Origin of the sequence: Methylobacterium ajmalii (assembly GCF_036448855.1) — a bacterium.
Taxonomy (GTDB): Bacteria; Pseudomonadota; Alphaproteobacteria; order Rhizobiales; family Beijerinckiaceae; genus Methylobacterium; species Methylobacterium ajmalii.
Map to the genome: position 1 here is coordinate 177742 of NZ_JAZFXT010000026.1, position 25431 is coordinate 203172.

At 71.4% G+C, this 25431-nt stretch carries 26 protein-coding genes; 8 read left to right on the forward strand and 18 right to left on the reverse strand.

Annotation, left to right across the window (positions count from 1 at the left end; translation table 11 throughout):
- The first annotated feature begins 24 nt into the window (after positions 1-24).
- Positions 25-555 carry a TspO/MBR family protein gene (locus tag V3T34_RS12475; RefSeq protein ID WP_279356512.1) on the forward strand — a complete coding sequence of 177 codons (531 nt, stop codon included), beginning with the start codon at positions 25-27 and terminating at the stop codon, positions 553-555.
- Between the two features lie 201 nt (positions 556-756).
- Here V3T34_RS12475 and V3T34_RS12480 read toward each other — a convergent pair whose 3' ends face one another.
- From V3T34_RS12480 to V3T34_RS12495, 4 genes are all read right to left on the reverse strand, one after another.
- A complete protein-coding gene (locus tag V3T34_RS12480) occupies positions 757-1737 on the reverse strand; it encodes a quinone oxidoreductase family protein (RefSeq protein WP_305076486.1) in 981 nt (326 codons plus the stop codon).
- A 216-nt stretch (positions 1738-1953) separates the two neighbouring features.
- Positions 1954-2334, reverse strand: a complete 381-nt coding sequence (locus tag V3T34_RS12485) for a response regulator (protein ID WP_305076485.1) — start codon at positions 2332-2334, stop codon at positions 1954-1956.
- A gap of 177 nt (positions 2335-2511) precedes the next feature.
- Complete coding sequence (gene hpt, locus V3T34_RS12490) at positions 2512-3102, reverse strand: hypoxanthine phosphoribosyltransferase (RefSeq protein WP_060845366.1); 591 nt, start codon at positions 3100-3102, stop codon at positions 2512-2514.
- A 13-nt stretch (positions 3103-3115) separates the two neighbouring features.
- Positions 3116-3850: a zinc-ribbon domain-containing protein gene (locus V3T34_RS12495; RefSeq protein ID WP_305076484.1), complete on the reverse strand. Its 735-nt coding sequence runs from the start codon at positions 3848-3850 to the stop codon at positions 3116-3118.
- 158 nt (positions 3851-4008) lie between these two features.
- On the opposite strand from V3T34_RS12495, the gene ftsE reads away from it, so the two are divergent.
- The 3 genes from ftsE to V3T34_RS12510 all read left to right on the forward strand — a co-directional run bounded on the left by ftsE (position 4009) and on the right by V3T34_RS12510 (position 6695).
- Positions 4009-4728, forward strand: coding sequence for a cell division ATP-binding protein FtsE (gene ftsE / locus V3T34_RS12500; RefSeq protein ID WP_060845368.1), 720 nt, complete (start codon positions 4009-4011; stop codon positions 4726-4728).
- A gap of 18 nt (positions 4729-4746) precedes the next feature.
- Positions 4747-5706, forward strand: a complete 960-nt coding sequence (locus V3T34_RS12505; RefSeq protein ID WP_060845369.1) for a cell division protein FtsX — start codon at positions 4747-4749, stop codon at positions 5704-5706.
- 239 nt (positions 5707-5945) lie between these two features.
- The gene (locus V3T34_RS12510) at positions 5946-6695 is read left to right on the forward strand and encodes a YdcF family protein (RefSeq protein ID WP_305076483.1); all 750 of its coding nucleotides are present in this window, start codon (positions 5946-5948) and stop codon (positions 6693-6695) included.
- A gap of 127 nt (positions 6696-6822) precedes the next feature.
- Here V3T34_RS12510 and V3T34_RS12515 read toward each other — a convergent pair whose 3' ends face one another.
- The 5 genes from V3T34_RS12515 to lptB all read right to left on the reverse strand — a co-directional run bounded on the left by V3T34_RS12515 (position 6823) and on the right by lptB (position 11132).
- The gene (locus V3T34_RS12515) at positions 6823-7140 is read right to left on the reverse strand and encodes a hypothetical protein (protein WP_060845370.1); all 318 of its coding nucleotides are present in this window, start codon (positions 7138-7140) and stop codon (positions 6823-6825) included.
- Between the two features lie 11 nt (positions 7141-7151).
- Positions 7152-7616, reverse strand: a complete 465-nt coding sequence (gene ptsN, locus V3T34_RS12520) for a PTS IIA-like nitrogen regulatory protein PtsN (RefSeq protein WP_048451812.1) — start codon at positions 7614-7616, stop codon at positions 7152-7154.
- A gap of 90 nt (positions 7617-7706) precedes the next feature.
- Positions 7707-8318, reverse strand: coding sequence for a ribosome hibernation-promoting factor, HPF/YfiA family (gene hpf, locus V3T34_RS12525; RefSeq protein ID WP_060845371.1), 612 nt, complete (start codon positions 8316-8318; stop codon positions 7707-7709).
- Positions 8319-8458: 140 nt separating this feature from the next.
- Positions 8459-10006 (reverse strand): RNA polymerase factor sigma-54, encoded by a 1548-nt coding sequence (gene rpoN / locus V3T34_RS12530; protein WP_305076482.1) that lies wholly within the window; start codon positions 10004-10006, stop codon positions 8459-8461.
- A gap of 304 nt (positions 10007-10310) precedes the next feature.
- The gene (lptB, locus tag V3T34_RS12535; RefSeq protein ID WP_175539875.1) at positions 10311-11132 is read right to left on the reverse strand and encodes an LPS export ABC transporter ATP-binding protein; all 822 of its coding nucleotides are present in this window, start codon (positions 11130-11132) and stop codon (positions 10311-10313) included.
- A 297-nt stretch (positions 11133-11429) separates the two neighbouring features.
- Between lptB and V3T34_RS12540 the strand changes: the two genes are divergently transcribed.
- Complete coding sequence (locus V3T34_RS12540) at positions 11430-12674, forward strand: amidase (protein ID WP_305076481.1); 1245 nt, start codon at positions 11430-11432, stop codon at positions 12672-12674.
- Positions 12675-12683: 9 nt separating this feature from the next.
- On the opposite strand, the gene V3T34_RS12545 is transcribed toward V3T34_RS12540, so the two are convergent.
- From V3T34_RS12545 to V3T34_RS12565, 5 genes are all read right to left on the reverse strand, one after another.
- Positions 12684-15425: a bifunctional diguanylate cyclase/phosphodiesterase gene (locus V3T34_RS12545; protein WP_331369187.1), complete on the reverse strand. Its 2742-nt coding sequence runs from the start codon at positions 15423-15425 to the stop codon at positions 12684-12686.
- 154 nt (positions 15426-15579) lie between these two features.
- Positions 15580-16866 (reverse strand): NAD(P)/FAD-dependent oxidoreductase, encoded by a 1287-nt coding sequence (locus V3T34_RS12550; protein ID WP_091883044.1) that lies wholly within the window; start codon positions 16864-16866, stop codon positions 15580-15582.
- 14 nt (positions 16867-16880) lie between these two features.
- Positions 16881-17612, reverse strand: a complete 732-nt coding sequence (locus tag V3T34_RS12555) for an amino acid ABC transporter ATP-binding protein (protein WP_305076479.1) — start codon at positions 17610-17612, stop codon at positions 16881-16883.
- A complete protein-coding gene (locus tag V3T34_RS12560; RefSeq protein ID WP_305076478.1) occupies positions 17609-18262 on the reverse strand; it encodes an amino acid ABC transporter permease in 654 nt (217 codons plus the stop codon). The genes V3T34_RS12555 and V3T34_RS12560 overlap by 4 nt, the downstream gene beginning before the upstream one ends.
- Before the next feature lie 16 nt (positions 18263-18278).
- A complete protein-coding gene (locus V3T34_RS12565; RefSeq protein WP_060845379.1) occupies positions 18279-19052 on the reverse strand; it encodes an ABC transporter substrate-binding protein in 774 nt (257 codons plus the stop codon).
- A gap of 105 nt (positions 19053-19157) precedes the next feature.
- Here V3T34_RS12565 and V3T34_RS12570 point away from each other — a divergent pair, with 105 nt between their 5' ends.
- On the forward strand, positions 19158-19784 hold the full coding sequence (locus tag V3T34_RS12570; RefSeq protein WP_060845380.1) for a cupin domain-containing protein: 627 nt from the start codon (positions 19158-19160) through the stop codon (positions 19782-19784).
- A gap of 645 nt (positions 19785-20429) precedes the next feature.
- Positions 20430-21020 (forward strand): hypothetical protein, encoded by a 591-nt coding sequence (locus V3T34_RS12575; protein WP_305076477.1) that lies wholly within the window; start codon positions 20430-20432, stop codon positions 21018-21020.
- Positions 21021-21200: 180 nt separating this feature from the next.
- On the opposite strand, the gene V3T34_RS12580 is transcribed toward V3T34_RS12575, so the two are convergent.
- Genes V3T34_RS12580 through V3T34_RS12590 form a run of 3 tightly spaced genes read right to left on the reverse strand, consistent with a single transcriptional unit; the run spans position 21201 to position 23895 of the window.
- A complete protein-coding gene (locus V3T34_RS12580; protein WP_091883047.1) occupies positions 21201-22205 on the reverse strand; it encodes an ABC transporter substrate-binding protein in 1005 nt (334 codons plus the stop codon).
- A gap of 28 nt (positions 22206-22233) precedes the next feature.
- Entirely contained in the window at positions 22234-23019 is a 786-nt protein-coding gene (locus V3T34_RS12585; protein ID WP_060849145.1) for an ABC transporter permease, read from the reverse strand.
- 48 nt (positions 23020-23067) lie between these two features.
- Positions 23068-23895, reverse strand: coding sequence for an ABC transporter ATP-binding protein (locus V3T34_RS12590; protein WP_305076554.1), 828 nt, complete (start codon positions 23893-23895; stop codon positions 23068-23070).
- A gap of 287 nt (positions 23896-24182) precedes the next feature.
- On the opposite strand from V3T34_RS12590, the gene V3T34_RS12595 reads away from it, so the two are divergent.
- On the forward strand, positions 24183-24665 hold the full coding sequence (locus V3T34_RS12595) for an MmcB family DNA repair protein (RefSeq protein WP_060845383.1): 483 nt from the start codon (positions 24183-24185) through the stop codon (positions 24663-24665).
- Positions 24666-24735: 70 nt separating this feature from the next.
- Here V3T34_RS12595 and V3T34_RS12600 read toward each other — a convergent pair whose 3' ends face one another.
- Positions 24736-25233, reverse strand: coding sequence for a hypothetical protein (locus V3T34_RS12600; protein ID WP_305076476.1), 498 nt, complete (start codon positions 25231-25233; stop codon positions 24736-24738).
- Positions 25234-25431 lie beyond the last annotated feature (198 nt).

The window sequence follows — 25431 nt, forward strand, 5'->3', positions numbered from 1 at the left end:
CCCGGTATAGCACCTGAGCCCGAGATGCCGCCCACCGCAACGCTGCCTCACCCGGAGCCCGCCCGGCCCGTCCTGTCGCCCCTGCCGCGCCTCGCCGCGGCGATCGTGCCCGTCGCCGCGGTCGCGGTGGTGGGCAGCCTGGCGACCTCGCCCAACATCCCGACCTGGTATGCGGGCCTCGCCAAGCCGGGCTTCACGCCGCCGAACTGGCTGTTTCCCGTCGCCTGGACGATCCTCTACGCGCTGATCGCATTCTCGGGCTGGCGCCTGCTCGGCACCGCCCCCGCCACGGGGTCGCTGCGGCGCACCCGCACCCTCGCCCTGTGGGCGTTCTTCGTCCAGCTCGCCCTCAACGGCGCCTGGACGCCGGTCTTCTTCGCCCGCCACGACCCGGCCGGCGGCCTCGTCGTGGTGGTCGCCCTGCTGATCATGATCCTGTGGACGATCCGGCTCGTCCTGCCCCTCGACCGGCTCGCGGCCCTGGTCCTCGTGCCCTACGCCGCCTGGGTGTCCTACGCGACGGCGCTCAACGCGGCGATCTGGTGGATGAACTGAGGGGCGCGGACATCCCGCATTCGTCCTACCCACAACCTCATCCTGAGGTGTTGGCCCATCGAAGATGGGCTGACCTCGAAGGAGGGCTCCAGAAGTCTCCGCGATCCCTGGAGCCCTCCTTCGAGGCCGCTGCGCGGCACCTCGGGACGAGGTCGCGGACAGGACGAGCGAGCCCCCCGGGTCTCGAGCACGGGTGGTGCCTCACGGCACCAGCACGATCGCCCCGGTGACCTTGCGCGCCTCAGCCGCCTCGTGCGCCTCCACCACCCTCTCGAGCGGGAACCGCGCGCCGACATCGACCGCGACGTGGCCGCGGCCGATCGCGTCGAACAGGTCGGCGGCGTTGGCCCGGAAGGTCGCCGGGTCGGCGTTGTGCGGGAAGACCGACGGGCGGGTCAGGAACAGGCAGCCCTTCTTGTTGAGAAGCTCCGGGTCGATCGCCGGCGACGGGCCCGAGGCGGCGCCGTACGACACGACGAGGCCGAACGGCGCGGCGCAGTCGAGGGACTTCAGGAGCGTGTCCTTGCCGACCGCGTCGTAGACCACCCGGGCCTTGGCGCCGCCGGTGGCCTCCAGGAAGGCCTTCGGCCAGTCCGGCTGGTTGAGATCGATCACCGCCGCGCAGCCGGCCGCGAGCGCCGCCTCCCGCTTCTCCGGCGAGCCGGTGGTGCCGACGACCTTCGCCCCGAGCGCGGTCGCCCAGCGGGTCAGGATCTGGCCGACGCCGCCGGCGGCGGAATGGACCAGCAGCAGGTCGCCCGGCTGCACCGCATGGGTCTTGCGCAGCAGGTACTGCGCCGTCATGCCCTTGAACAGCAGCGAGGCGGCGGCCTCGTCGCTCACGCTCCCGGGCAGCCGCACCAGCTTCTCCGCCGGCACGGTGCGCCGGTCGGCATAGGCACCGACCCCGGCATTCATGTAGGCGACCCGGTCGCCCGGCTTCAGGTCCACGACGCCCGGCCCGACCGCCTCGACCACGCCCGCCGCCTCGAAGCCGAGCCCGGTCGGCCGCTCGAGCGGGTAGGCGCCGCGGCGCTGGTAGACGTCGATGAAGTTGAAGCCGATCGCGGTCTGGCGCAGCTGCGCCTCGCCCGCGCCCGGCGCCGGCAGGTCCCTGCTTTGCAGGGTCATCACCTGCGGCGGACCGAACTCGGTGATCACCACGCTGCGCGTCGTCGCCATGACGGCCTCTCCCCTGGTCTGCCCCGTTCGTACGCCCCCGATATGGGTTCGCCGGGCGCCAGGGCGACTCCGTGCCGGTGGAGGAGGGGGGATGCGGCGGGGTTCGAGGCCGGACGGGAGCGCGGCCGCGCGCGACGGATATCGCCGGGGCCGCGGGCGATCCCGCGCGGCCGGGATCCGTCCCCTATCGACGCCCGCCGATCCGGGAGCGGTCCCTCAGCGTGCCACCACCGCTCCGGCGGCGCGCAGGGTGCGGGACACCGTGGCGCGCATGTCGGCGAGGGTGAAGGGCTTCGTCAGCACATCGGCCACGATCGCGTCGAGGCCGCGGGCGCGCTCGCGCTGGTCGGCAAAGCCCGTCATCAGCAGGATGATCATGTCCGGATAGTCGCGCTTGGCCGCGAGCGACAGGGCGATGCCGTCCATCAGCGGCATGCGGATGTCGGTCAGCATCAGGTCGAAGGCACCCTCGGCCAGCCGGTCGAGACCGTCGCTGCCGTCGATCGCCGTCACGACCGTGTGGCCGTCCATCTCCAGCCCGCGCTTCAGGAAGCCGCGGATCGGTTCCTCGTCGTCGACCAGCAGGATGCGCGCCATGTCCTCTCGTCTCTCTGGGTCGAAAAGCTGCGCGGAACCATGACTGTGATCGGGCGCACGCCACAGGGTCAAGCGGGACTCGCGCCGCGGGTTCCGCTTTCCCGGCGTGCGGCGCAACAAGGTCAGGCCACGTTGCAATCGCGCATCGCTTCCGGGCGTTGCCGGGGGGAATTCGCTTCAGGCGATCGCCGTGCCGTCCGAACCCGTGTCGAACAGGTCCGGCTCGCCGTCGCCGTAATCGACGAGGCCGACGAAGGGGAGCTGCCGGAAGGCGTGGGCCACGTCCATGCCGTAGCCGACCACGAACACGTCCGGGCAGGTGAAGCCGACGTAATCCGCGTCCATCGTCACCGCGCGCTTGCCGGGCTTCTCCAGCAGCACCGTGGTGAGCACGCGCCGCGCGCCACGGGCCATCAGGAGGTCCTTGGCGTAGACGAGGGTGCGGCCGGATTCGAGGATGTCGTCGATCAGCAGCACGTCGCGGCCGCGCACCTCGCTCTCGACGTCGCGCAGGATCGCGACCTGGCCCGAGGACACGGTCGCGGCGCGATAGCTCGACAGGTGGATGAACTCGACCTGCGGCGCCAGCCCGGCCCGGTGCAGGGCACGGATCAGGTCGGCGGCGAACATGAAGCTGCCCTTGAGCACCGCCACCACCAGGAGGTTCTCCAGCGGCTGGGAGGCGATGGCGCGGGCGATCTCCTCGTTGCGCTGCGCGATGGCGGATTCGTCGAAGAGGACGCGGACGCGGGGCAGGGACGGGGTCATCGGTCTTCGGGGTTCACTTCGGGTTCGTCGGAGCCTTCAGGCTGACTGCAGAATCGTGGCTGTCAACCGCGGCAAAGCGGACCAGCACCTGACGGCCCTTCGCCGAGGCCCCGGGCAGCTCGGCCCGGAAGCGGGCGGATTCCTCGGGCTCGAGCCGCTCGCGCGGCGCCTCGGCGCGCCAGCGATAGACGACCTGGCCGTGGTCGTCGCGCAATTCGAGGCTGAGCGGGGGCACCGCCACCGCCTCCCTGGCGGCGCTCACGACGTCGCCCTCGACCACGAGGCGGCCGGAGCCGGAGGCGTCCGGCACCTGGTAGGCGGCGACGTCCCGGAAGGTCAGGCCGCGCAGGTTCACCGGCAGGCCGATCGCCGCGTAGAGCCGGGCGGTCTGGGGCAGGGCGCGCACGAGGCCGGCCCGGCCGGCCGGCATCAGCGCGGCCGCCGCCACGGCGCAGGCCGCCAGGGCCGCGCCCCCCACGGCGAGGCGCCGGATCCGGCCGGAGCGGGCGCCCTCCGCCGGCTCCCGCCTCCGCGCGCTGCGGTTCCCGGCCTTGTCCTCGGACGGGCCGGACGCCGCCGCGGCGGTGAACACCGCCTCGCCGGGGGGCGAGAGCGTCGGCTCGGCGGCGGGGGCCGCCACGAACCACGGCTCGCGGCAGGCCGCGCAGCGCACGGTGCGGCCGGCCGGGCCGATCTTGTCGGCATCGAGCGTATATTCGCTTGCGCAGGCGGGGCAGACGATCAGCATGGCGAATCAGTCGGGCGCGGCACCGAGGCCGGATCACGACTCCTCCCGCCTCAGCCTTAATGCATGGTAAAGCGGCCGGGCCGCGAGAGACCCGCGAGGCGTAATCGGGCCGCCGAAGGGCCTTCATACCGAGGCCTCGGACCCTTGATGGAGACCGGATGGACGCGAGAACCGACAGGGGCACCGGCAACAGCCTGCTCGGCGGAATGGACGAGCCGGTGGTCCGGTTCGAGAACGTGGGGATGCGCTACGGGGTCGGCCCCGAGGTCCTGAGCGACATCAGCTTCACCATCGCGCCGCACTCGTTCCAGTTCCTCACCGGCCCGTCGGGCGCCGGCAAGACGACGCTGCTGCGCCTGATCCTGCTCTCGGCGCGGCCGAGCCGCGGCCTCGTCTCGGTGTTCGGCGAGGAGGTGAGCGGCATCTCGAGCGGGGCTCTCACGTCCCTGCGCCGGCGCATGGGCGTGGTCTTCCAGGATTTCCGCCTGCTCGACCATCTCACCACCTACGAGAACGTCGCCCTCCCCTTGCGCGTCCAGGGCCGGGCCGAGACGAGCTACCGGGCCGAGGTGGTGGAGCTCCTGCGCTGGGTGGGTCTCGGCGAGCGCATGCACGTCCTGCCCCCGCTCCTGTCGGGCGGGGAGAAGCAGCGCGCGGCGATCGCCCGGGCGCTGATCGCCCGGCCCGAATTGCTGCTCGCCGACGAGCCGACCGGCAACGTCGATCCCCAGCTCGGCCGGCGCCTGCTGCGCCTGTTCGTCGAGCTCAACCGCCTCGGCACCTCGGTGCTGATCGCCACCCACGACTTCGCCCTGATGGACCTCGTCGACGCGCGCCGGTTCATCCTGGGCAACAACCGCCTGCGGATCGAGGGATGAGCCGCGGGGAGACGCATCATGTCTGAGGGAGCCACCCTGGAGCGGGCCCCGCGGCGCGCGGCGCCCGCCGCCGACCTGCCGCCGACGCTGCGCCGCAACGCCCCGCTGGTGCCGACCGACACCAGCGCCGGCCGCGCGCTGGCCGCGGTGATCGCGATCCTGACCTTCCTCGCCGCCCTCTGCGCCGGGGGCGCCGAGATCGTCGCCACGAGCGCCGCGCAGTGGCAGGGCTCGGTGGCCCAGGAGGTGACGATCCAGGTCCGCCCGGGCCCGGGCCGCGACACCGACGCCGACGTCGCCAAGGCGGCGGCGCTCGCCTCGGCGACGCCCGGCATCGCGGCGACGCGGCCCTTCACCAAGACGGAATCGGAGCGCCTGCTCGAGCCTTGGCTCGGCAGCGGCCTCGATCTCGGCGACCTGCCGGTGCCGCGCCTGATCACGGTGCGGCTGGGCTCCGGCACGCCCGACCTCGGCGACTTGCGCCGGCGCCTGGCCGACGCCCTGCCCGGGGTGGCAAGCCTCGACGACCACGCGCTCTGGCTCTCTCGCCTCTCGACCATGGCCAACACCGTGGTCGGCGTCGGCGTCGCCATCGTCGGGCTGGTGCTCGTCGCCACCGGACTCGCCGTCACCTTCGCGACCCGCGGCGCCATGGCGGGCAATCGCGAGGTGGTGGAGGTGCTGCACTTCGTCGGCGCCGACGCCGACTTCATCGCCCGCGAGTTCCAACGCCGCTTCTTCCGTCTGGGCCTGCGCGGCGGGGCGATCGGGGCGGCGGCGGCGCTCGCCGTGATCGGGGCCGGCGGCGCGCTCGCCCGGGTCTGGCGCGCGGGACCTGCCGGCGACGAGATCGAGGCCCTGTTCGGCGGCTTCGCCATCGGCTGGCGCGGCTATGCCAGCGTGGTGCTGATCGGCGTCATCGCCTCGGTCGTCACCGCGGTCGTCTCGCGCCTCACCGTGCGGCGCTTCCTCGACTGAGGCGGGTTCCGGGAGATCCCTTCCGGAAACCGTACGAGGCGGATCCGAGGACAGCCCGGCGCCAGGGATCCTCGCTACCGTGGCCCGATCTCCGGTGGCCGGACCCGTCGGCTTGCCCGCTCTTCACAGGAACGCGCGGTCGGAGTGAACGAATCGGCCTCCGGCGCGGTTGCCTCCGGGCCGCCGCAATCGGCACTATGCTCGACAGGGGTGAGATGACCTCGCGGATGCAGCGTGGAATGACGACGCGAACCGGCGACGTGGTGGGCTGGTCCTGGTCGGGCGGCGGATCCGAGGGACCGCCCCCGCCCCGGCGGAGCCTGCGCCGCCGCCTCGCCCTCGGGGCCGCGGGTCTCGGCCTCGCCGGCGCCCTCGCCCTCGGCCTCGGTTTCCTCGCCTTCGTGGCCGGCCTCGCCCGCTCGGAGCGGCTGCCGCTCGGCCCCTCCGACGGCATCGTGGCGCTCACCGGCGGGGCCCAGCGCATCGAGGATGCGATGGACCTGCTGGCCGGCGGCTACGGACGGCGCCTGCTGATCACCGGGGTCAACGAGCGCACCAGCCGCGAGGAGATCGCCCGGCTCAACCCGGGCCAGCAGCACCTGATCGCCTGCTGCGTCGACCTCGACTACCGGGCCCGCAACACCATCGGCAACGCCATCGAGATCCGGCGCTGGATGCGCGAGAACGGGTTCCAGAGCGTCGCGGTGGTCACCTCGAACTATCACATGCCCCGCACCCTGGTGGAGCTCGACCACGCCCTCGAGGGCGGGCACCGGGTCGTGCCCCACCCCGTCGTCTCGGAGGGGATAGACCCCGACCAGTGGTGGCGCCACCCGGCCTCGGCGCGGCTGCTCGCCTCCGAATACGCGAAGTTCCTGGTCGCCTGGGTCCGCACCCGGTTCGAGACCGACCCCGAGCATTCGAGCGCGGCGGTGCTGGTCAGCCGCGGCCATCCGGTGAAGGTGGTGGCCGAACCGCTGGTGCGGTGACGCGCCACCACGGCGCGCAGGCTCCCGTCCCGCGGGGTGGAGGAGCGGAAAACGGCGTTTTGCCCGAGATCTTTGGCGCGACGGGGCGGGGGGACCGCCCCAGCGCCGCCTGCTCAGCGCCCCTTGCTCAGCGTCCCTTGCAGCGCGTGCGCAGCATCTCGGAGAATTCCTTCTCCGAGCCCTGGACCTGGGCCAGGCGCTCGCTGCGCTCCCCGCCCGACAGGCAGCGGCCGTAGACGGTGGCGGCGCGGCGCATCGTGTCGACGTGCTGGCGCCAGCCGCGGCAGCGGTCGGCGTCGCTGTCGCCGAGCATCTCCAGGCGCTCGATCGCGGTCTTCTGCGAGGATTGCGCCACCAGGAGGTCGCGGGCGCAGGTGCCGTCGACGGCGCGCGCCGGGGCGGCCGCGGCGAGAAGGCACGCCGCCGCGAGAAGGGAGGTCCGCATCGTCACGCCGGTCACGCCGCCTGGGCGGGGGATTGGGTCAGGAGCGCGTAGAGCGCGTCGGCATCGCGGGCCGCACGGATGCGGTCGATGATGCCGGGCTCGCGCAGCACCCGGGCGACCCGGGCGAGCGCCTTCAGGTGGTCGGCGCCGGCGCCCTCGGGAGCGAGCAGCAGGAAGGCGATGTCGACCGGCTGGCCGTCGAGCGCCTCGAAGTCGACCGGGCGCTCGAGGCGGGCCATCAGGCCGAACAGCGTGTCGAGCCCCGGCAGCTTGCCGTGCGGGATCGCCACGCCCTCGCCGATGCCGGTCGAGCCCAGGCGTTCGCGCTGCAGGAGCGTCTCGAAGATCTCGCGCTCGTCCAGGCCCGGGAGGTGGCGGGCCGCCTGGGCGGCCAGCTCCTGCAGAACCTGCTTCTTCCCCTGCGCCCGCAGCGCCGGGAGGACCGCCTCCGGCTTCAGGAATTCCAGCAATGGCATCGAAACCGCTGCCTCATCGGCGGGGACGCGTCGGCGCCCCGCACTTGTTCCAGGACCGGAGGCCTTCCGGGAGAGGGCGTTCGAGCCCGCTTACGGAGTGCCGCGTTCCGGCGGATCGATCCACCCGATCGCGCCGTCGCCCCGACGATATACGACGTTGACCCGCTCGGTGCCAGCGTGAACGAAGACGAGGACGGGGACACCGGTGAGGTCGAGTTCCACCACCGCCTCGCTCACCGTGCGCCGGTGCAGGGTGCGGGTGCTCTCGGCGATGATCGGCGGGTGCTCGCCGGTATCCTCCTCCGGCGCCTCGAACACCGAATAGGCCGCCTCCATCACGGCCTCGCGGCCCGGCAGGCTCCCCGGCAGGCCGCCGTCGAGGCCGACTTCCTTGGCGTGGCCGTTGGGATGGGCCTTGAGGCGGTGCTTGTAGCGGCGGAGGCGCTTCTCGATCCGCTCGGCGGTCTGGTCGAAGCTCGCATGGGCGTCGTGGGCGGTGCCGGACGCTTCCAGGGTGATGCCCGAGGGTAGATGCAGCACGCAATCGGTGCGGTAGGCCGCCCCGTCCCGCGCGACCGTCACATGGCCGTGGTAGGCACCGTCGAAGTACTTGGCGAGGGCCGCGGAGATCCGCTCCTCCACCCGTGTCCTCAGGGCTTCCCCCAAGTCCACGCCACGACCCGACACGCGCAACGCTGCCATTGGCTCCCTCCGGTCTCGTCGTTCGTCGGCCCGCGTCCCGGGGACGTCTCCGGCACGGGGCCAGCGTTTCAAGAGCTAGGAACGCGCGGACGCGAAGTCAACGAAGCCGGCTCAGCTCGAAGGCCGGGCCGGCCCCCGCCTCACCGCGCCGGCATCGCGGCGCGCTCGCGCCGGCGCTCGATCGAGGAGGGGATGCGCAGCGATTCCCGGTACTTGGCGACCGTCCGGCGGGCGATGTCGACGCCCTCGCCGCGCAGGCGCTGCACCAGGGCGTCGTCCGACAGGACGTCGTTGGCCTCGCCGTCGATGAGCTGCTTGATGCGGTGGCGCACGGCCTCCGAGGAATGGGCCGCCGCGCCCGCCGCCCCGGGGATCGCCGCGGTGAAGAAGTACTTCATCTCGAAGGTGCCGCGGCTGGTGCCGATCGACTTGTTCGAGGTCACCCGCGAGACGGTGGATTCGTGCATCCCGATCGCGTCGGCGACGGTCTTCAGGTTGAGCGGGCGCAGGTGGGCGACGCCGTTGACGAAGAACCCGTCCTGCTGGCGCACGATCTCGCTCGCCACCTTCAGGATGGTGCGGGCGCGCTGCTCCAGGCTGCGGGTGAGCCAGTTGGCGGTCTGCAGGCATTCCGACAGGAAGGCCTTGTCGGTCTCGGTCTGCGGGCCGCGGGTGACGGTGGCGTAGTAGCTCTGGTTGACCAGCACCCGCGGCAGGGCCTCGCTATTGAGCTCGACCAGCCAGGAACCGTCGGGGGCCGCGCGCACGAACACGTCCGGCACCAGCACCTCGACCGGGCCGGCCCCGAAGGCGCGGCCGGGCTTGGGATCGAGGCGGCGAAGCTCGGAGAGCATGTCGGCGAGGTCCTCGTCGTCGACCCCGCACAGGCGGCGCAGGGACGCGAGGTCGCGCTTGGCGACGAGGTCGAGGCGCGAGACCAGGGCCTGCATCGCCGGGTCGAACCGGTCCTGCTCGCGCAGCTGGATCGCCAGGCACTCGGCGAGGTCGCGGGCGCCGACGCCGGACGGGTCGAAGCCCTGGACGAGGGCCAGCACCCGCTCGACGACCGGCATGGCGACGCCGAGTCGCTCGGCGAGCCCGGGCAGGTCCTCGCGCAGGTACCCGGCCTCGTCGATGGCGTCGACCAGGAAGCCGCCGACCAGGCGCTCGGCGGGATCGCGGGTGGCGAGGTCGAGCTGGGCCGAGAGATGCTCGTGCAGCGAGGATTCGCTCGTCAGCGTCGCCTCGAAATCCGGCGCGTCGCCGTCGAAGCTGCCGCCGGCATTGCCCCAGGGGGCCGGGGTCAGCGACAGCCCCTCGGAGCCGACCGGCGCCTCGCGGCCGGCCGGCCCCTCGTCGGGAAACACGTTGTCGAGGCGGGTGCCGAGATCGCCCTCGATCTCGCTGCGGCTCGGGTTGAGGTCGTGGGAGAGCCAGGGCTCGGCCGCGCCGTCGCCCCCGTCCCGGCCGGCCTCCGCGGCCTCTCCGTGGCCCTCGCCCCGGGAATCGCCGATCTCGGGCGCCTCGGCCTCGGCCCGCTCCAGCAGCGGATTACGCTCGAGCTCGGCATCGACGTAGGCGGCGAGGTCGAGGTGGGAGAGTTGCAGAAGCTTGATCGCCTGCAGGAGTTGCGGCGTCATCACCAGGGCCTGGCCCTGGCGCATCTCGAGCCGTTGCAGCAAACCCATCAGCCAGCCCCGACATGCGACGCCCCGGTTTCGGCCGGGGTCGGCACGACTCTTGCTTCATGTCTCTGAATGTAGCTTTAAACCGAAGCGTGGCACGCGTCAAAGCGGACGTGGCGGAACCGGTCCGGACCTTCCGCGAGAGGCACGGGGGGAGCCGGACGCCATTGGTACAGGGATCGTCGCGACGGGGTATTCGCCGCGAGCCCACGGCAAGCCGGCCGAACGGACGCGGCCGACCTCGCGCAGGGGGGCACCGGAGCCGGACCGCGGCGCCCGAGGTGGGGTGGACCGGGGCGGGCGCCTCCTACAGGCGGAAATCCTCGCCCAGGTAGAGCCGCCGCACGTCCTCGTCGGCGACGATCTCCTCGGGCGTGCCCTCGGTGAGGATGCGACCCGAATGGACGATGTAGGCCCGGTCGATCAGGCCGAGCGTCTCGCGCACGTTGTGGTCGGTGATGAGCACGCCGATGCCGCGGCCCTTGAGGTGCATCACCAGTTCCTGGATGTCGCCGACCGCGATCGGGTCGATGCCCGCGAAGGGCTCGTCGAGCAGCATGAACGACGGCGAGGAGGCGAGCGCCCGGGCGATCTCGCAGCGCCGCCGCTCGCCGCCCGAGAGCGCGATCGAGGGCGACTTGCGCAGCCGGGTGATGTTGAACTCTTCCAGCAGCGAATCGAGCTTGCGCTCGCGGGTCTTGCGGTCGGGCTCCACCACCTCGAGCACCGCCCGGATGTTGTCCTCGACGTTGAGGCCGCGGAAGATCGAGGCCTCCTGCGGCAGGTAGCCGATGCCGAGCCGGGCGCGCTGGTACATCGGCAGCCGGGTGATCTCGTGCCCGTCGAGGCTGATCGTGCCGCGATCGGCCGAGACGAGGCCGGTGATCATGTAGAAGATCGTGGTCTTGCCGGCGCCGTTGGGGCCGAGCAGGCCCACCGCCTCGCCGTTGCGCACGGTCAGGCCGGCATCGTGCACCACGGTGCGGGCGCCGTAGCTCTTCTTGAGGCCGGCCACCGCCAGGATGCCGGGCCCGCCGAAAGTCGCGGAGGCGCCGTCCGGCTCCGCCGCCACGGCCTCCACCTTTCGCCCGCGGCCGAACAGGCGCCCGAGGCGCGAGACGGTCGGCATCGCCTGGGTCGGAACCGTCTGGGCTTGCAGGGGCAGGGCGGAGGGAAAGGTCACGGGCTCTCTCGCGAAGGATGCCGGCGAAGAAGACCGGCTGTCGGCGCCCCGCCACGTCGGCCCGATCCGCCCCAGGCGGCCGTGCGGCGGAGGAACGGCGCCGGTTTAGCCGAAGCCGGGCCCCGGCCGCAACGCGCCCGACGGTCCGCCGCCCCCTGCCGGCCCTTGCCCCGTGTTCTGGGACACACCGCCACAATGCGCTTACAAGATCGTTCACACGACTCCTCCCGCCCGGACGGCCCGATGCTCTCGCTCCTCGACCTCTGCGCCCGAATCGATTCCGGCCGGCTCACCCCCGAGGGGGCGGTCGGCCTCGTGCGCGAGGCGATCGCGGCCCGCGAGCCGGAGATCGGCGCCCTGGTCTGCGTCGATCCCGCGCCCGCCATCCCGACGACGGGGCCGCTCGCGGGAATCGCGGTCGGGATCAAGGACATCATCGACACCGCCGACCTGCCGACCGCCATGGGCTCGCCGATCTACGCGGGCTGGCGGCCGCGCGCCGACGCGCCCGTGGTGGCACGGCTCAAAAGCCTCGGCGCGGTGCCGCTCGCCAAGACCACCACCACGCCCTTCGCGTTCCTCGACCCGACCGCGACGCGCAACCCGCATCACCCCGGGCACACCCCGGGCGGCTCCTCGGCGGGGTCCGCCGCCGCGGTGGCGGCCGGGATGCTGCCGCTGGCGCTCGGCACCCAGACCGGCGGCTCGATCATCCGCCCGGCGGCGTTCTGCGGCGTCGTCGGGGTCAAGCCGTCGTTCCGGCTGCTGCCGACGGTTGGGGTAAAGTGCTATTCCTGGGCCCTCGACACGCTGGGCCTCTTCGCCGCGAGCGTGCCGGACGCCGCCCACGCCCTCGCGCTCCTCGCCGACCGGCCGGCCATCGCCGCCCACGCCGATGCCGGGGCCTTGCGCATCGGGATCGTGCGCCAGGATTTCTGCGCCGCCCCCGACCCGGAGGCGGAGGCCGCCCTCGCCCGAGCCGCCCGCGCCGCCGAGCGGGCCGGCGCGAGGGTTCGCGACTACGCCCTGCCGGCCCGGTTCGGCGAGGCCTTCGCGGCCCACGCCGCCATCCAGGACTACGAGGTGCGCCAGAGCCTCGCCTGGGAATACGCCACGCACCGCGATGCCCTGCCGCCGCGCCTGCGGGCCGCCCTCGACGCCGCGCAAGGGATCGAGACCGCGGCCTACGACGCGGCGCGGCGCACCGCCCACCACGCGCGGCGCGGCCTGAAGGAGGTTTTTTCCGAGGACGGCCTCGACGCGATCCTGACCTATGCCGCGCCCGGCGCGGCGCCGGCCGGCCTCGACCAGACCGGGGATTCGCGCTTCAACCGCCTCTGGACCCTGATGGGCGTGCCCTGCGTCACCCTGCCGGTCGACCGCACGTCCGCCGGCCTGCCGATCGGCGTGCAGGTGATCACCCGGTTCGGCGACGACGGCCGGGCGCTCGCCGCGGCGGGGCTGATCGAGCGGGCGCTGCGGGACTAGGACCCGCGTTCAGGCCGCCGCCCGGCCCGGGCCCGCGGGCCCGCTCCCGCGCAGCTCCGCCACCGGACAGGGCCGACCGAACAGGTAGCCCTGCAGCTCGTCGCAGCCCGCCTCGCGCAGGATCGCGGCCTGCTCCTCGGTCTCGACGCCCTCGGCCAGCACGATCATCCCGAAGGTCTTGCCGAGGCCGACCGCGGCCCGCACGATCTCGCTGCTGCCCGCCTCGTGGCCGAGGTTGCGCACGAAGGACTGGTCGATCTTGATCTTGTCGAAGGGGAAGCGGCGCAGGTAGCTCAGGGACGAGTAGCCGGTGCCGAAATCGTCCATCGCGGTGCTGACCCCGAGCGCCCGCAGGCGGTGCAGGATGGCGAGCGTCGCGGCGTCGTCCTGCAGCAGCACCGATTCGGTGATCTCGAGCTCGAGCCGCTCGGCCGGCAGGCCGCTCGCCGCGAGGGCCTGCGCCACCTCCTCGACGAGGGCGTCGCCGACGAACTGCACCGGGGACAGGTTCACCGCCACCTTGAGGTCGGCCGGCCAGGCGGCGGCGTCGGCGCAGGCCCGGGCCAGCGCCCAGGCGCCGAGCCGGCGGATCTGGCCGGTCGCCTCGGCGATCGGGATGAACTCGCCCGGGCTGACGAAGCCCTCGCGCGGGTGGCGCCAGCGCAGCAGGGCCTCGAAGGCGCGCAGGGCCCCGTCGGCGGCGACGATCGGCTGGTAGTGGAGATCGAGCTGGCCCTCGGTCAGCGCGCTGCGCAGGTCGGCGCCGAGCTGGCGGCGCCGCTGCAGGTCGGCGTCCATCGCCGGGTCGAAGAAGCGCCAGCCGTTCCGCCCCGAGGCCTTGACCTGGTAGAGTGCCACGTCGGCCCGGCGCTGCAGCTCGGCGGTGGTGACCTCGCCGGTCTCCGTCGTCGCGATGCCGATCGAGGTGCCGATGCCGACCTCGTGGCCCTGGACCTCGAACGGCACCCGCAGGAGCCGCACGATCCGCTCGGCGAGCGCCGCGATCCCAGCCGGGTGCGAGGGCGCGCAGCGCATCACCGCGAATTCGTCGCCGCCCAGGCGCCCGACCAGGGCCGTGACGCCGACGGCCTCCTTCAGGCGCAGGCCCACCTGGCGCAGCAGCTCGTCGCCGACCGCGTGGCCGTAGGTGTCGTTGACGTCCTTGAACCCGTCGAGATCGAGGCAGAGCACGCTCACCGCCTCGTCCGCGGCCCGCCCGGCCAGCGCCGCGTCCACGCGCTCCTGCATCCGGGCGCGGTTCGGCAGCCCGGTCAGGGCGTCGTGGCCGGCCATGTGGGCGATGCGCTGCTCGGCCCGGCGCTGCTCGGTCACGTCCTCGTGGGTGCCGAGCCAGCCGCCGCCGGGAACCGCCACGTGGACGATCGCGATCGCCCGCCCGTCGGGCAGGTCGCATGTATGGCTCGCGGAGACGCCCGCCGCGATCGCCGCGGGCGCGCCGCCGGCGGTGCGGCTGCAGGCCGTCACCAGCGCGTTCGCCGGCCCGCCATCCCTGCCCAGATGCTCGAGCAGGGCGGCCACCGGCGTGCCGCGCCGGCGCAGGGCGTTTGGCACGGCGTGCATCTGAGCGTAGCGCGCGTTCATCACGATCAGCCGGTCGTCGCGGTCGAACAGGCACAGGCCCTGGGTCATGTGGTCGAGGGCGATGCGGAACTGGGCCTGCTGGGCGTTCAGCTCCTGCTCGCCGCGCTCGCGCGCCTCGGCCGCCGCCCGGGCGGCCTCCGATTCGGTGAGGCGCGCCTGGGCCCGCGCCTGCCGCAGGCCGAGCAGCACCATCCCGGCGAGGCCGAGATCGAGCACCAGGGCGCCCGCTCCGATGAGCCAGGCCTGCTGGCGCCAGGCCGCGAGCCCCGCTTCCGTGGTCCGGCTGACGCTCAGGATCAGCGGGTAGCGCGCCAGCGGCCGCGTCGCGGCGATGCGGTCGTGCCCGTCGATCGGGCTGACGGTGCGGAGCACGCCGCCGGCCGGGGTGGTGAGCGCGATGCGCAGGGCGGCGGCGTTCAGGAAGGTCCGGCCGACGCTGCCGTCCCGCTGGGGATGGCGCACCAGGAGGGTGCCGTCGTCGCGGAAGAGCGAGATCACGTAGTCGCTGGCCGGCACGATCGCCGCGTAGAGCCGCTCGAGGTAGCCGAGCTCGACGGCGCCGAGCACGAGGCCGAGGAACGCGCCGTCCGGGGCGCGCACCTTGCGGGCGATGTAGATCGTCCAGGCGCCGTCGCCGCGATTCTGGAACGGACGGCTGATCGCGCGGTCGCGCTCCGGATCGTCGGCCAGCATCCGGAAATAGTCCCGGTCGGCGATGTTGATCGCCGGGATCGGCCAGTAGCGGCTGAAGTTCAGGAGGGTGCCGTCGCGGGCGATCACCGTGACGGCGTTCGCCTGCGGCAGGGCGGCGATGCGCGTCCGCAGCGCCTCGTGCAGGGCCGGCCGCTTGGCTTGGGCGACGTAGTCCTCCGGGCGGGAGACCCCGGCGGCCTTGAACTCGCCGATCACGGTCTCCTGCACCAGCTCGATCGCCTGCAGCGACCGCTCGGCCTGGTCGGCAAGGATGGTGGAGAGCCCGGTGAGGTTGCGCTCGGTGTCGGCCACCGCCTGGTCGTGGAGGTCGCGCGCGAGCAGCCCGGAGCCGACGGCGATGATCGCCGCCAGCAGGCCGGCGGACGCGGCCACCATCCGGAAGGAGCGTCCGCGCAGGGCCGGGGCCGGCGGCATCATGTCGGTCGTCGGGCCCACGCGTCTCATCCGGTCGACATGGTCGCAGGAGATGGATTCTCTGTGCCTGCCCGAGGTTTAAGAAGGCGTGAAACCGCGTGCGGCCATCCGCAGGTTTCACGCGTGCCCGGTGACGCTGGCTCGCCCGGCGGACCGCCTTCCGCGGAGAGCGCCGCTACAACCCTCCGTCCTGCAGCCGGTACCAGGCCACCACCGCCGCGGCGTAGAGCCGGTGCAGCCCGTGCAGCGGCAGGGGCGTGATCGGGCTCGGGGCCACCGGGAGCGCGTCGGCATCGTCCCGGGCGACGAACCGCGCGATCGCCTGGCCCATCCGGGTCTGGAGGCCGACGCCGCGGCCCTGGCAGCCGATGTCGATGAGGAGGCCGGGCTCGGGCGCGTGCAGGTGGGGCAGGTAGTCCCGGGTCACCGCGACCCGCCCGCACCAGCGATGGTCGAAGTCGATCCCGGCGAGCTGCGGGAACAGTTTCGGGACGATCCGCTCCAGATGCGCCCAGTCCGCCGCCCCGCGCGGCTCGCGGAACGGCCCGCGCCCGCCAAGCAGCAGCCGCCCGGTATGGTCGAGGCGGAAATAGAGCAGCAGCTTGCGGGTGTCGGAGGAGACCTGGCCCTCGGGCAGCACCGTGCGGCGCAGGTTGTCGGAGAGCGGGACCGTAGCGACCTGGAACGAGTTGGCGGCGATGATGGTCTGCCGGAGCCTCGGCCACAGGTCGCCCGAATAGCCGTTGGTGCACAGCACCACCCGCTCGGTGGTCAGGCTCGGGCCGCGGCCCGTCCGCACCGTCCAGGTCGTCCCCCGGCGCGACAGGCCGGCGACCGGCGTGTCGGTGTGGAGGACGGCGCCCGCCGCGAGCGCCGCCTTCGCGAGGCCGCGGGCATAGGCGAGAGGCTGCACCGCGCCGCCGCGCCCGTCGAGCCAGCCGCCGCGATAGCGCTCGGAACCGATCAGCCGGTCGGCCTCCGCCTTGTCGAGGAGGCGGGTCGGCGCCCCGCGCCGCGCCCATTGCTCGGCCCGGCGCTCGGCCTGCGCCAGGCCCTCGTCGGTGTGCGCGCCCTGGATCCAGCCGGTGCGGGTCCGCGGCACGTCCATCCGGTGCCGGTCGATGAGGTCGAACACCGCATCCGCCGTGCCGGCCCCGAAGGCGGCGAGGCGCTCGCCGCGCTCAGGCCCGAACATCGCCACCAGCTCGTCGGGATCGTGCTTGAGGCCCGGAATCACCTGGCCGCCGTTGCGGCCCGAGCCGCCGAAGCCGATCTCGCGGGCTTCCAGCAGCACGGGCTTCAACCCGGCCTCGGCGAGGTGGAGCGCCGTCGACAGGCCGCAGAACCCGCCGCCGATCACAACCACGTCGGCCCGGCCGGATTCCGTCAGCGGCGCGGTCGCCGGCGGGGGAGGGGCGGTGGCGGCCCAGAGGGCGGGTCCGAGGGGGAAGGGCTCGGTCATCGGGGAACGCCTCGTCACAACGGGTTCAGCACGCGCCGCAAAAAGTCCTGGGTGCGGGGCTGCTGCGGGCGCCCCAGCACCTCGCGGGCGGCGCCCTCCTCGACGATCACCCCGCCGTCGAGAAAGAGCACCCGGTCGGCGACCTCGCGGGCAAAGCCCATCTCGTGGGTGACGACCACCATGGTCATGCCCTCCTCGGCGAGCCCGCGCATCGTGCCGAGCACGTCGCCGACGAGCTCGGGGTCGAGGGCCGAGGTCGGCTCGTCGAACAGGATCGCGTCGGGCCGCATGGCGAGAGCCCGGGCGATGGCGACCCGCTGCTGCTGCCCGCCCGACAGCTGGGGCGGGTGGGCGTCCTCCTTGCCGGCGAGCCCGACGCGGGCGAGCAGCGCCCGGCCGCGCTCGGTCGCCTCCCGGCGGGGCTCGCCCTTAACGTAGATCGGCCCCTCGACGACGTTCTCGAGCGCCGTGCGGTGCGGAAACAGGTTGAAGCGCTGGAACACCATCGAGACCTGGACCCGCACGGCCCGGATCGAGCGGTCGGAGCGGTCGACCTTCTGGCCGTTCACGGTGATCGTCCCGCCGTCGTAGGATTCGAGCCCGTTGATGCAGCGCAAGACCGTCGACTTGCCCGAGCCCGAGGGGCCGATGACGCAGACCACCTCGCCCCGGTCGACCCGCGCGGTGATGCCCTTGAGGACGGGCAGCGCCCCGAAGGACTTGCGGACGTCGTCGAGCACGATCATCGCCGGCGGGCCTGCTTCTCGAAGTGGCGCACGATCAGGATCAGGGGCAGGCTCAGGGTCAGGTACATCAGGGCGACCAGCGAGAAGACGCTGGTGTTCTTGAAGGTCGCCGAGGCGACGAGCTTGCCCTGCAGCGCCAGCTCGGCGACCGTGATGGTCGAGGCCTGGGACGAATCCTTCAGCATCATGATCATCACGTTGCCGTAGGGCGGCAGCGCGGTGCGGAGGGCCTGCGGCAGCAGCACCCGCCGCATGGTCATCCCCCAGCCCATGCCGATGGTCTGGGCCGCCTCGACCTGGCCCTTGTCGATCGCCTCGATCGCGGCGCGGAAGTTCTCGGCCTGGTAGGCCGAGTAGGCGAGGCCGAGGCCCAGCACCGCCGCCTGCACCGCCGAGAACGACAGCCCGTAATCCGGCAGCACGAAGTAGATGTAGAACAGCTGCACGATGATCGGGATGCCCCGGATCACGTTGATGAAGGTCGCGGCGAAGAACGAGAGGGCGCGCACGCCCGAGACCCGCATCATCGCCCAGACGAGGCCGAGCGCGGTCGAGACCACGAGCGAGCCCGCCGTGATCAGGATCGTCAGCCAGACGCCCTGGAGCAGGATCGGCAGGAACTCGCGGGCGTCGGACAGGAAGCCGTCCATGGGATCGCGCGTCCGCTCAGGACGGGTTCACGGAGGGCTGCAGGCCCCACTTCTCCAGGATACGCGCGAGCTCGCCGTTCTCCTTGATCTTGGACAGCCCCGCGTCGATCTTGGCGAGCAGGGCCTTGTCGTCCTTGCGCAGGCCGATGCCGACCGAGCCGACGACCACCGGCTTGTAGGACGCGACGAGGTGGGCGTTGGGGAAGTTGCCGCTCTTGAGGTTGTAGGCGGCGATCGGCGCATCGGCGAAGATCGCCTTGACCCGGCCGGCATTCACGTCCCGCAGCATGTCCGGGAAGGTGTCGTAGACCTTCACCTCGCCGAACTGGCCCGATTTCTTCAGAGCGTCGACGAAGGCGGTGCCGACCTGGGCGCCCACGGTCTCGCCCTTGAGGTCGGCGAACGCCGTGTAGGCCTTGGTGTCGGCCTTCGGCACCACCAGCCCCTCGCCGTAGGTGTAGACGGGAGCCGAGAACGCGATCACCTCCTGGCGCGGCGGGGTGATGAACATCGCCGCCGAGATGACGTCGATCTTCTTGGCCGTCAGCGCCGCGATGAGCGTCGAGAACTGGAACGGCTCGATCTGCACCGAGAAGCCGGCTTCCTTCCCGATCGCCGTGATCACGTCCACCATCACGCCCTGGATGGTATTGGTCTTGGTGTCGAGGAAGGTGAAGGGCACGCCGGTCGGCGTCGAGCCGACCCGGACGGTCTCCTGAGCCAGGGCCGGCCGGGACAGGGCCCCCGCGAGCACCAGGGCCGCGCCCGCGGCCATCATCAGACGCTTCATCGTCCCCGCTCCCGTGCCGGGCGGCTTTATGATGCCGCCGCGAAATTTCATTGACATGAACATCAGGGCATAATTCGCTGCATCACGCAATCCGATTTCACGCACATGAAACAGGCGACGGCCGGACCACGGAATGGGCAAGGTGCCCGGCAGGCAGCCGGGCCGATCGCGGCCGACCTCGCGGTCGGGCAGCGGCTGCGCGCGCTGCGGCAGGCCCGCAACCTGTCGCTGAAGGCGGTGGCGGCGGCGACCGGGCTGTCGATCGGCTACCTCAGCCAGGTCGAGCGGGGCCTGTCCTCGCCCTCGCTGCGGGTGCTGACCGGCGTCGCCGACCTCCTCGGCGTCGGCCTCGGCGCCCTGTTCGACGGACCCGGCGCGGGCGGGGCCGAGGGGTTCGTCACCCGGGCCGGGGAGCGGGCGGCCCTCACCCTCTGGCGCGCCGGCATCACCAAGCAGCTGCTGACGCAGGGCGACGGGGCGCTCAGCCTTTTCCTGATGCAGCTCGCGCCGCTCGCCGGCACCGGGGACGAGCCCCTGGTCCATGACGGCGAGGAGGCCGGGCTGGTGCTGGAAGGCGCCCTCGTCCTGACGGTCGAGGGCACGACGGTGGAGCTCCAAGCCGGCGACAGCTTCCGCTTCGCCAGCCGGCGCCCGCACCGCTACCGCAACCCGCACCCCGACCGGCCGGCCGCGGTGCTGTGGGTCAACGCCGTGCCGCGGGCGGGGGCGTGAGGCTTTCGAGCGGATCCGTGCGGCGCAACGCGGCTCGGGTGCCTTCTGTTCGTTGCTCCCAGGGCGGACGACCGTTTGGTGAGATTTTTCCGCATTTATATTTATAAATAGCTATTTATATTTGCATGATGATAGTTGTTTGCGCAATATCGGGATATTTTTGATCGGATCGACAATCCTGATATCTCCCTCGTCATTCTACGCCCCCGCGGCGGTCCCTGGTACGAAGAGAAGGTCCGTAGGGTCATAGCTGGCGACCGGAAGAAGACGATCGTGTGTTCTGGCGATCGACTTGTCCGGCACGCAGCAAGGACAGCATTTCGAATGTCGGTCTGTTCCGAGATGGTCGAGCGGTGCGAACGAGCCCGGATCCCCGACGCGAGGACGAGGGTGACGAACCACCCGGCACACTCGCGATCGCCTCGATGGAAACGTACGAAGGCAAGCAATATTGATTGATTTTGCCAAAATAAAAAATCTGCTTTCCAAAAAATTTCATTGTGAACAATAAATATATGATGCTAAAAATGTGCTAGTTCGAAATTAATATCAGCAGATCGACTTGATCGATTTTATATTTTAACTATCTTCGTTGCATCCAGAATATGGATAGTGTTAGAAATCATACATATAGAGGAGCGATCTATGTCGATTTCTCTCCGTATCGTCGGCATTTTCTACAATCGGTCTGACATTCCCGATAGAGGTAAACAAACAGTAAAAGATGTTCTCGATTACGCCGTCAAAAATTCCAGGCCTCCAAATTTTCCATCCGACAATTTCAAATATATAGTTAGTTCTACCGCTGCGCCTGCGGGCGCCAATGCAAAACCGAGTGTCAGCGCATTTTTTGCAAACTATACTGACAGCTTTGCAAGTCCGACCAGTGGTCTGAAGTATCCGCGCGGCGAATATTTTCTGTCCGAGTCACTGGTCGAAAACCCGAGTTATGTCGTCTGGCAATTTTATGTCTTCAGTGCGAACGGCGTGCCGATCATCCCCAATCCTCGAATCTCTTCCTTCGTCGACGTCCAGGTTCCGGATGGCGGCCGCGTCGTTTGGCGTCTCGTCAAGGTCCTGTCGGCTCCGAACCTCGTGCCCACGGTGTACCGGACGGCGTTCGGCCTGGGAGATCCGAAACAGGCGGTCGTGGCACCCGGCGCCGGTGTGTCGGCCGGAACGTCGCCCGGCCACGCGGATGCCGGCTCGTCGCCGGCCGGTGCGGCACAGTCATGAAGCGGGAACGGCGTCCGATCGCGTGACGATCGGACGCCGTTCCGTCAGGCTTCGGACGCCGAGAGCAAAACCCTGCCGGGCGAATCGCGTCCGGCACGGGCCCATCGCGGCAAGGAGCGGCCCGAAAGCCCATACGGGGTCGACAGCCGCCCCTCGTGCGCTCCAGCCGACACCCTCGGTTCAGCCCATCGCCCGCTTGACGAACCGGTCCTCGACGGTGGTGGCGAGGTCGATCTTGGCGCCCTGCAGGTCGGGGTCGAGGGTGCGCACCAGCTCCAGCACGCTCGCCATGCCCTCCTGGGTCGGGATGCCGGTGCGGGAATAGCTCTCGAGCGAGTTCTTCACCGCCTGCACGTAGAGCGGCTTGTCGCCGAAATGGTAGGCCGGCGGCACCGTGTCGGCGATCTCCTCGGGCGAGGCGGCGACGATCCACTTCAGCGCCTTGGCGAAGGCGTTGACGACCTTTTGGGTCGCGGCGGGGTGGTGCTCGATCCAGTCCTGCTTGGTGTAGACCACCGCGGCCGGGTTCGGTCCGCCGAACAGGGCGCGGGTGCCGGCCTCGGTGCGGGTGTCGATGAGGACCGTGATGTCGCCGTCGGCCTCGAGCTTGGCGATCACCGGGTCGAGGTGGGAGATCGCGTCGATCTCGCCCTTCTTCATCGCCGCGATCGCGCCGGCGCCGCCCCCGACCCCGATCAGGGCCGCGTCGGTGGCCTTCAGCCCGGCCTTGATCATCGCGTACTGGGCGGTGAGCGAGGTCGAGGAGCCCGGCGCCGTCACGCCGATCTTGCGGCCCTTGAGGTCGGCGGCCGACTTCACCGTGCCGGCGAGGTCCTTGCGCACCCCGATCACGATGGCGGGGTAGCGGCCGAGCTCGCACACGGCGCGAACGTCCTGGCCCTTCGCCTGCATGCGGATCGTGTGCTCGTAGGCCCCCGTCACCACGTCGACCGAGCCGCCGATCAGCGCCTGGAGCGAGCGGGCGCCGCCGCCGAAATCGTTGATCTCGGCCTCGACGCCCTCCTCCTTGAAGTAGCCCTTCCGCTCGGCGATCGTCAGCGGCAGGTAGTAGAGCAGCGGCTTGCCGCCGACGCCGATGCGCACCTTCACGGTGTCGGCCCGGGCGGGGGCGGCGGGCGCGAGCGCCAGGGCGGCGGCGCCGGCGAGGAAGCTGCGGCGTTGCATGGGTGGTGTCCTCCCGTTTTCCGGTCTCTCAGCCCTGGCCGCCGGCTTGCGGGCGCCAGACCAGGAGGCGGTTCTCGATCAGGGTGACGACCGTGTCGATCACGACGACGAACACGGTCAGGATCAGCATCCCGGCGAACACGCCGGTGACGTCGAACACGCTCTCGGCCTCGTGGATCTTGTAGCCGAGGCCGGCCGAGGAGCCGAGATACTCGCCCACCACCGCGCCGACCAGCGCGAAGCCGACCGCGGTATGCAGCGAGGAGAACATCCACGTCAGCGCCGAGGGCCAGTAGACGTGGCGAAGCAAGCCGCGCTCGCTCATGCCGAGCATCCGGGCGTTGTTCAGCACCACCGGGCTCACCTCGCGCACGCCCTGGTAGACGTTGAAGAACACGATGAAGAACACCAGCGTGAAGCCGAGCGCCACCTTCGACCAGATGCCGAGGCCGAACCACAGGGCGAAGATCGGCGCCAGCACCACCCGGGGCAGGGCGTTGGCCGCCTTGATGTAGGGATCGAACACCGCCGCGAGCAGCGCGTTGCGGGCGAACAGGAACCCGAAGGCGATGCCGCCGGCCGCGCCGAAGACGAAGGCCAGCACCGTCTCCTGCAGGGTGATCCAGAGATGGCCCCAGATCTCCGGGTTCGTCATCTCCATCCAGGTCCGCTTCAGGACCTCGACCGGGGTCGAGAAGAAGAACTGGATCTGCTTGGGGGCGCCGAGGATCGGGTAGACGGTCAGCACGTGCCAGATCGCGAGGCCGATCAGGCCGACGAGGATCTGCAGGGCGAGGAGGCCCAGGCGGTTCACGGGGCGGTTCACGACAGGAATCTCCGATGAGGCGTCACGCCAGGGTCCTCACGCCGGACCGCTCGCGTAGGCGCGGGAGACCTCGACCCGCAGGCACGACCAGATCTCCTTGTAGAGGGCGTGGAATTGCGGCTCGAGGCGGATCTCGCTGATGTCGCGCGGGCGGGGGAGATCGACCTTGAACTCGCCGACGATGCGGGCGGCGGGGCCGGCCGAGAGCACCACCACCCGGTCGGACAGCGCGATCGCCTCCTCGAGGTCGTGGGTGACGAACATCACCGCCTTGCGGTTGGCCGCCCACAGCTCCAGCAGCAGGTTGCCCATGATCTGCCGGGTCTGCGCGTCGAGCGGCCCGAACGGCTCGTCCATCAGCAGGATCTCGGGGTCGCGGATCAGCATCTGGGCGAGCGCCACGCGCTTGCGCTGGCCGCCCGAGAGCATGTGCGGATAGCGGTCGACGAAGGTCGCGAGCCCGACCTTGCCGAGCCAGTCGCGGGCCCGCGCCAGGGCTTCGGCGCGCTTCACGCGCTGCGGCTCCAGCGCCACCGCGACGTTGTCGAGGGCCGTCTTCCACGGCATCAGGGCGTCGGCCTGGAAGAGGTAGCCGGCGCGGGCGTTGAGCCCCGAGAGCGCCGAGGAGAAGACCGCGACGCCGCCCGACGCAGGCTTGAGCAGCCCGGCGGCGGCGTTCAGCAGGGTCGACTTGCCCGAGCCCGTCGGCCCGACGATGGCGACGAACTCGCCCGGCCTCACCCCGAGGTCGATCCCCTCGACGGCGACGTAGCGCCTACCGCCCTTGAGAGTGAAGGCGATGCTGACGTCGTCGAGGCGCACCGCGTCGCCGTGGGCGAGTGCCGTGCCGCCGACCAGGCGCATGCCGGACCGCCCTCCCTTACGCCCCTCGGCGGCGCGCTGCCCCACCATGCGTCCCGTCTCCCTCCCGGCGTCCCGGCCGTCTCGCGCGGCTCCCGGACGCGGCCGACCATCGGCGAGCGGGCCCGCGAGATCAACCGCTCCATCCGTCGCGTATCCCGGTTTCGCGCCGGCCGACGGGGCCGGCACCTGCGACATGGGCCGCACGTGACAACACCGCCCGAAGCTGGTCGGATGGCGTTCCCGATTCGATCTCGTTTGCAACCCGTCAGCCGCAGCGTTCCACAGCCTTGTCCGCCGCCCTCGCCTTCTCGCTCCCCGTCGACCGCCGCCAGTCGCCGACCGCCCTCGGCGTCCAGCGCGGCGTACGGCGCCTCTTCGCCGAACTCGGCTTCGTCACGATCCCGGAATTCACCCTGGCCAACGGCCGGCGCGCCGACCTGATCGCGCTGGGGACGTGCGGCAAGCTGACGATCATCGAGATCAAGTCGAGCGTCGCCGATTTCCGCGCCGACCGGAAATGGCCCGACTACCGCGACTTCTGCGACCGCTTCTACTTCGCGGTGCCGGAGACCCTGCCGGTGGAGATCCTGCCGGACGACACCGGGCTCATCGTCGCCGACGCCTTCGGGGCGGCGATCCTGCGCGATCCGCCCGAGCATCCCCTGGCCGGCGCCCGCCGCAAGGCCGTGACCCTGCGCTTCGCCCACGCCGCGGCGGGCCTGCTCCACGCGCTGGCCGATCCGGGCTCGATCCGGGAAGGGGCGCTGTAGGCGCCCCGCCCGACGCTCCCGCCAGGTCCAGCCTTCCGTCGCCCGATGCGGACCGCGACGCCCGCACCCGCTACCGCAGGTGCTCGACCAGGCGCCAGCACCCCTGGATGTGCTCGAACACGTAGGCCTCCGGCGCACCGAACGTCCGGATGAGGTCGTCCTCGGGGGAGAACTTGGCCTTGACGAAACCCAGGCGCATCCGGTTGCCGTCGATCTTGAACGTCAGCTTGATCCGCGCCAGCTTCGCCGTGCTGCGACCGGGCTCGTCGTAGAACCACATGTTGTCGACGATTGTCACCCGGAACGGCTCGCCGGGCCGGGCCACCGGCCTTGCCGGATCCCGCAGGTCGCGCTCGGTAATCGGGGACGCGCTGTAGGCCGCGCGCAAGGCCGGATCGGACACGATCGCGTTCAGGAACTCGCCGAAGCCGTCCTCCGTCTTCTTGCAGGCCTCGGACGGCAACTCGGCCCGCGCCGCGGCCGGTGCCGCCAGGGCGGGGGCCGTGGCCATCGCGCCGCCGGTCAGGAGCGAGGTCGCGAGCGCGGTCCTGGCCCAGCGTTGCGTCATGGCGGCAGTCCTTTCCGTCGGGCACATCCGGTGCCGGCGGAGCACGGCGCAGGGTGGCGGGGCGCGTCGTCCCACGGTCCCGAATGACCTGTCCAGTGGACTAGTACATCGTCACCCGGCGGCGCTCCGCGCTTCCTGGGCGATCCCGGATTCCGCGGATCCTGGCCTCCGAATCCCCGATGGCGTCACGCCACGCCT

What these genes read in the sequence shown, in the direction of transcription:
- V3T34_RS12495 (WP_305076484.1), bottom strand. Translation starts at nt 3,850, where the DNA reads ATGCTGATCGTCTGCCCCGCCTGCGCAAGCGAATATACGCTCGATGCC.
- V3T34_RS12580 (WP_091883047.1), bottom strand. Translation starts at nt 22,205, where the DNA reads ATGCAACGCCGCAGCTTCCTCGCCGGCGCCGCCGCCCTGGCGCTCGCG.
- V3T34_RS12505 (WP_060845369.1), top strand. Translation starts at nt 4,747, where the DNA reads ATGTCTGAGGGAGCCACCCTGGAGCGGGCCCCGCGGCGCGCGGCGCCC.
- V3T34_RS12555 (WP_305076479.1), bottom strand. Translation starts at nt 17,612, where the DNA reads ATGATCGTGCTCGACGACGTCCGCAAGTCCTTCGGGGCGCTGCCCGTC.
- V3T34_RS12600 (WP_305076476.1), bottom strand. Translation starts at nt 25,233, where the DNA reads ATGACGCAACGCTGGGCCAGGACCGCGCTCGCGACCTCGCTCCTGACC.
- V3T34_RS12540 (WP_305076481.1), top strand. Translation starts at nt 11,430, where the DNA reads ATGCTCTCGCTCCTCGACCTCTGCGCCCGAATCGATTCCGGCCGGCTC.
- V3T34_RS12560 (WP_305076478.1), bottom strand. Translation starts at nt 18,262, where the DNA reads ATGGACGGCTTCCTGTCCGACGCCCGCGAGTTCCTGCCGATCCTGCTC.
- V3T34_RS12515 (WP_060845370.1), bottom strand. Translation starts at nt 7,140, where the DNA reads ATGCGGACCTCCCTTCTCGCGGCGGCGTGCCTTCTCGCCGCGGCCGCC.
- V3T34_RS12475 (WP_279356512.1), top strand. Translation starts at nt 25, where the DNA reads ATGCCGCCCACCGCAACGCTGCCTCACCCGGAGCCCGCCCGGCCCGTC.
- V3T34_RS12480 (WP_305076486.1), bottom strand. Translation starts at nt 1,737, where the DNA reads ATGGCGACGACGCGCAGCGTGGTGATCACCGAGTTCGGTCCGCCGCAG.
- hpf (WP_060845371.1), bottom strand. Translation starts at nt 8,318, where the DNA reads ATGGCAGCGTTGCGCGTGTCGGGTCGTGGCGTGGACTTGGGGGAAGCC.
- V3T34_RS12485 (WP_305076485.1), bottom strand. Translation starts at nt 2,334, where the DNA reads ATGGCGCGCATCCTGCTGGTCGACGACGAGGAACCGATCCGCGGCTTC.
- V3T34_RS12575 (WP_305076477.1), top strand. Translation starts at nt 20,430, where the DNA reads ATGTCGATTTCTCTCCGTATCGTCGGCATTTTCTACAATCGGTCTGAC.
- V3T34_RS12565 (WP_060845379.1), bottom strand. Translation starts at nt 19,052, where the DNA reads ATGAAGCGTCTGATGATGGCCGCGGGCGCGGCCCTGGTGCTCGCGGGG.
- ftsE (WP_060845368.1), top strand. Translation starts at nt 4,009, where the DNA reads ATGGACGCGAGAACCGACAGGGGCACCGGCAACAGCCTGCTCGGCGGA.
- rpoN (WP_305076482.1), bottom strand. Translation starts at nt 10,006, where the DNA reads ATGGGTTTGCTGCAACGGCTCGAGATGCGCCAGGGCCAGGCCCTGGTG.
- V3T34_RS12590 (WP_305076554.1), bottom strand. Translation starts at nt 23,895, where the DNA reads ATGCGCCTGGTCGGCGGCACGGCACTCGCCCACGGCGACGCGGTGCGC.
- V3T34_RS12550 (WP_091883044.1), bottom strand. Translation starts at nt 16,866, where the DNA reads ATGACCGAGCCCTTCCCCCTCGGACCCGCCCTCTGGGCCGCCACCGCC.
- lptB (WP_175539875.1), bottom strand. Translation starts at nt 11,132, where the DNA reads ATGCCGACCGTCTCGCGCCTCGGGCGCCTGTTCGGCCGCGGGCGAAAG.
- hpt (WP_060845366.1), bottom strand. Translation starts at nt 3,102, where the DNA reads ATGACCCCGTCCCTGCCCCGCGTCCGCGTCCTCTTCGACGAATCCGCC.
- V3T34_RS12570 (WP_060845380.1), top strand. Translation starts at nt 19,158, where the DNA reads ATGAAACAGGCGACGGCCGGACCACGGAATGGGCAAGGTGCCCGGCAG.
- ptsN (WP_048451812.1), bottom strand. Translation starts at nt 7,616, where the DNA reads ATGCCATTGCTGGAATTCCTGAAGCCGGAGGCGGTCCTCCCGGCGCTG.
- V3T34_RS12510 (WP_305076483.1), top strand. Translation starts at nt 5,946, where the DNA reads ATGACGACGCGAACCGGCGACGTGGTGGGCTGGTCCTGGTCGGGCGGC.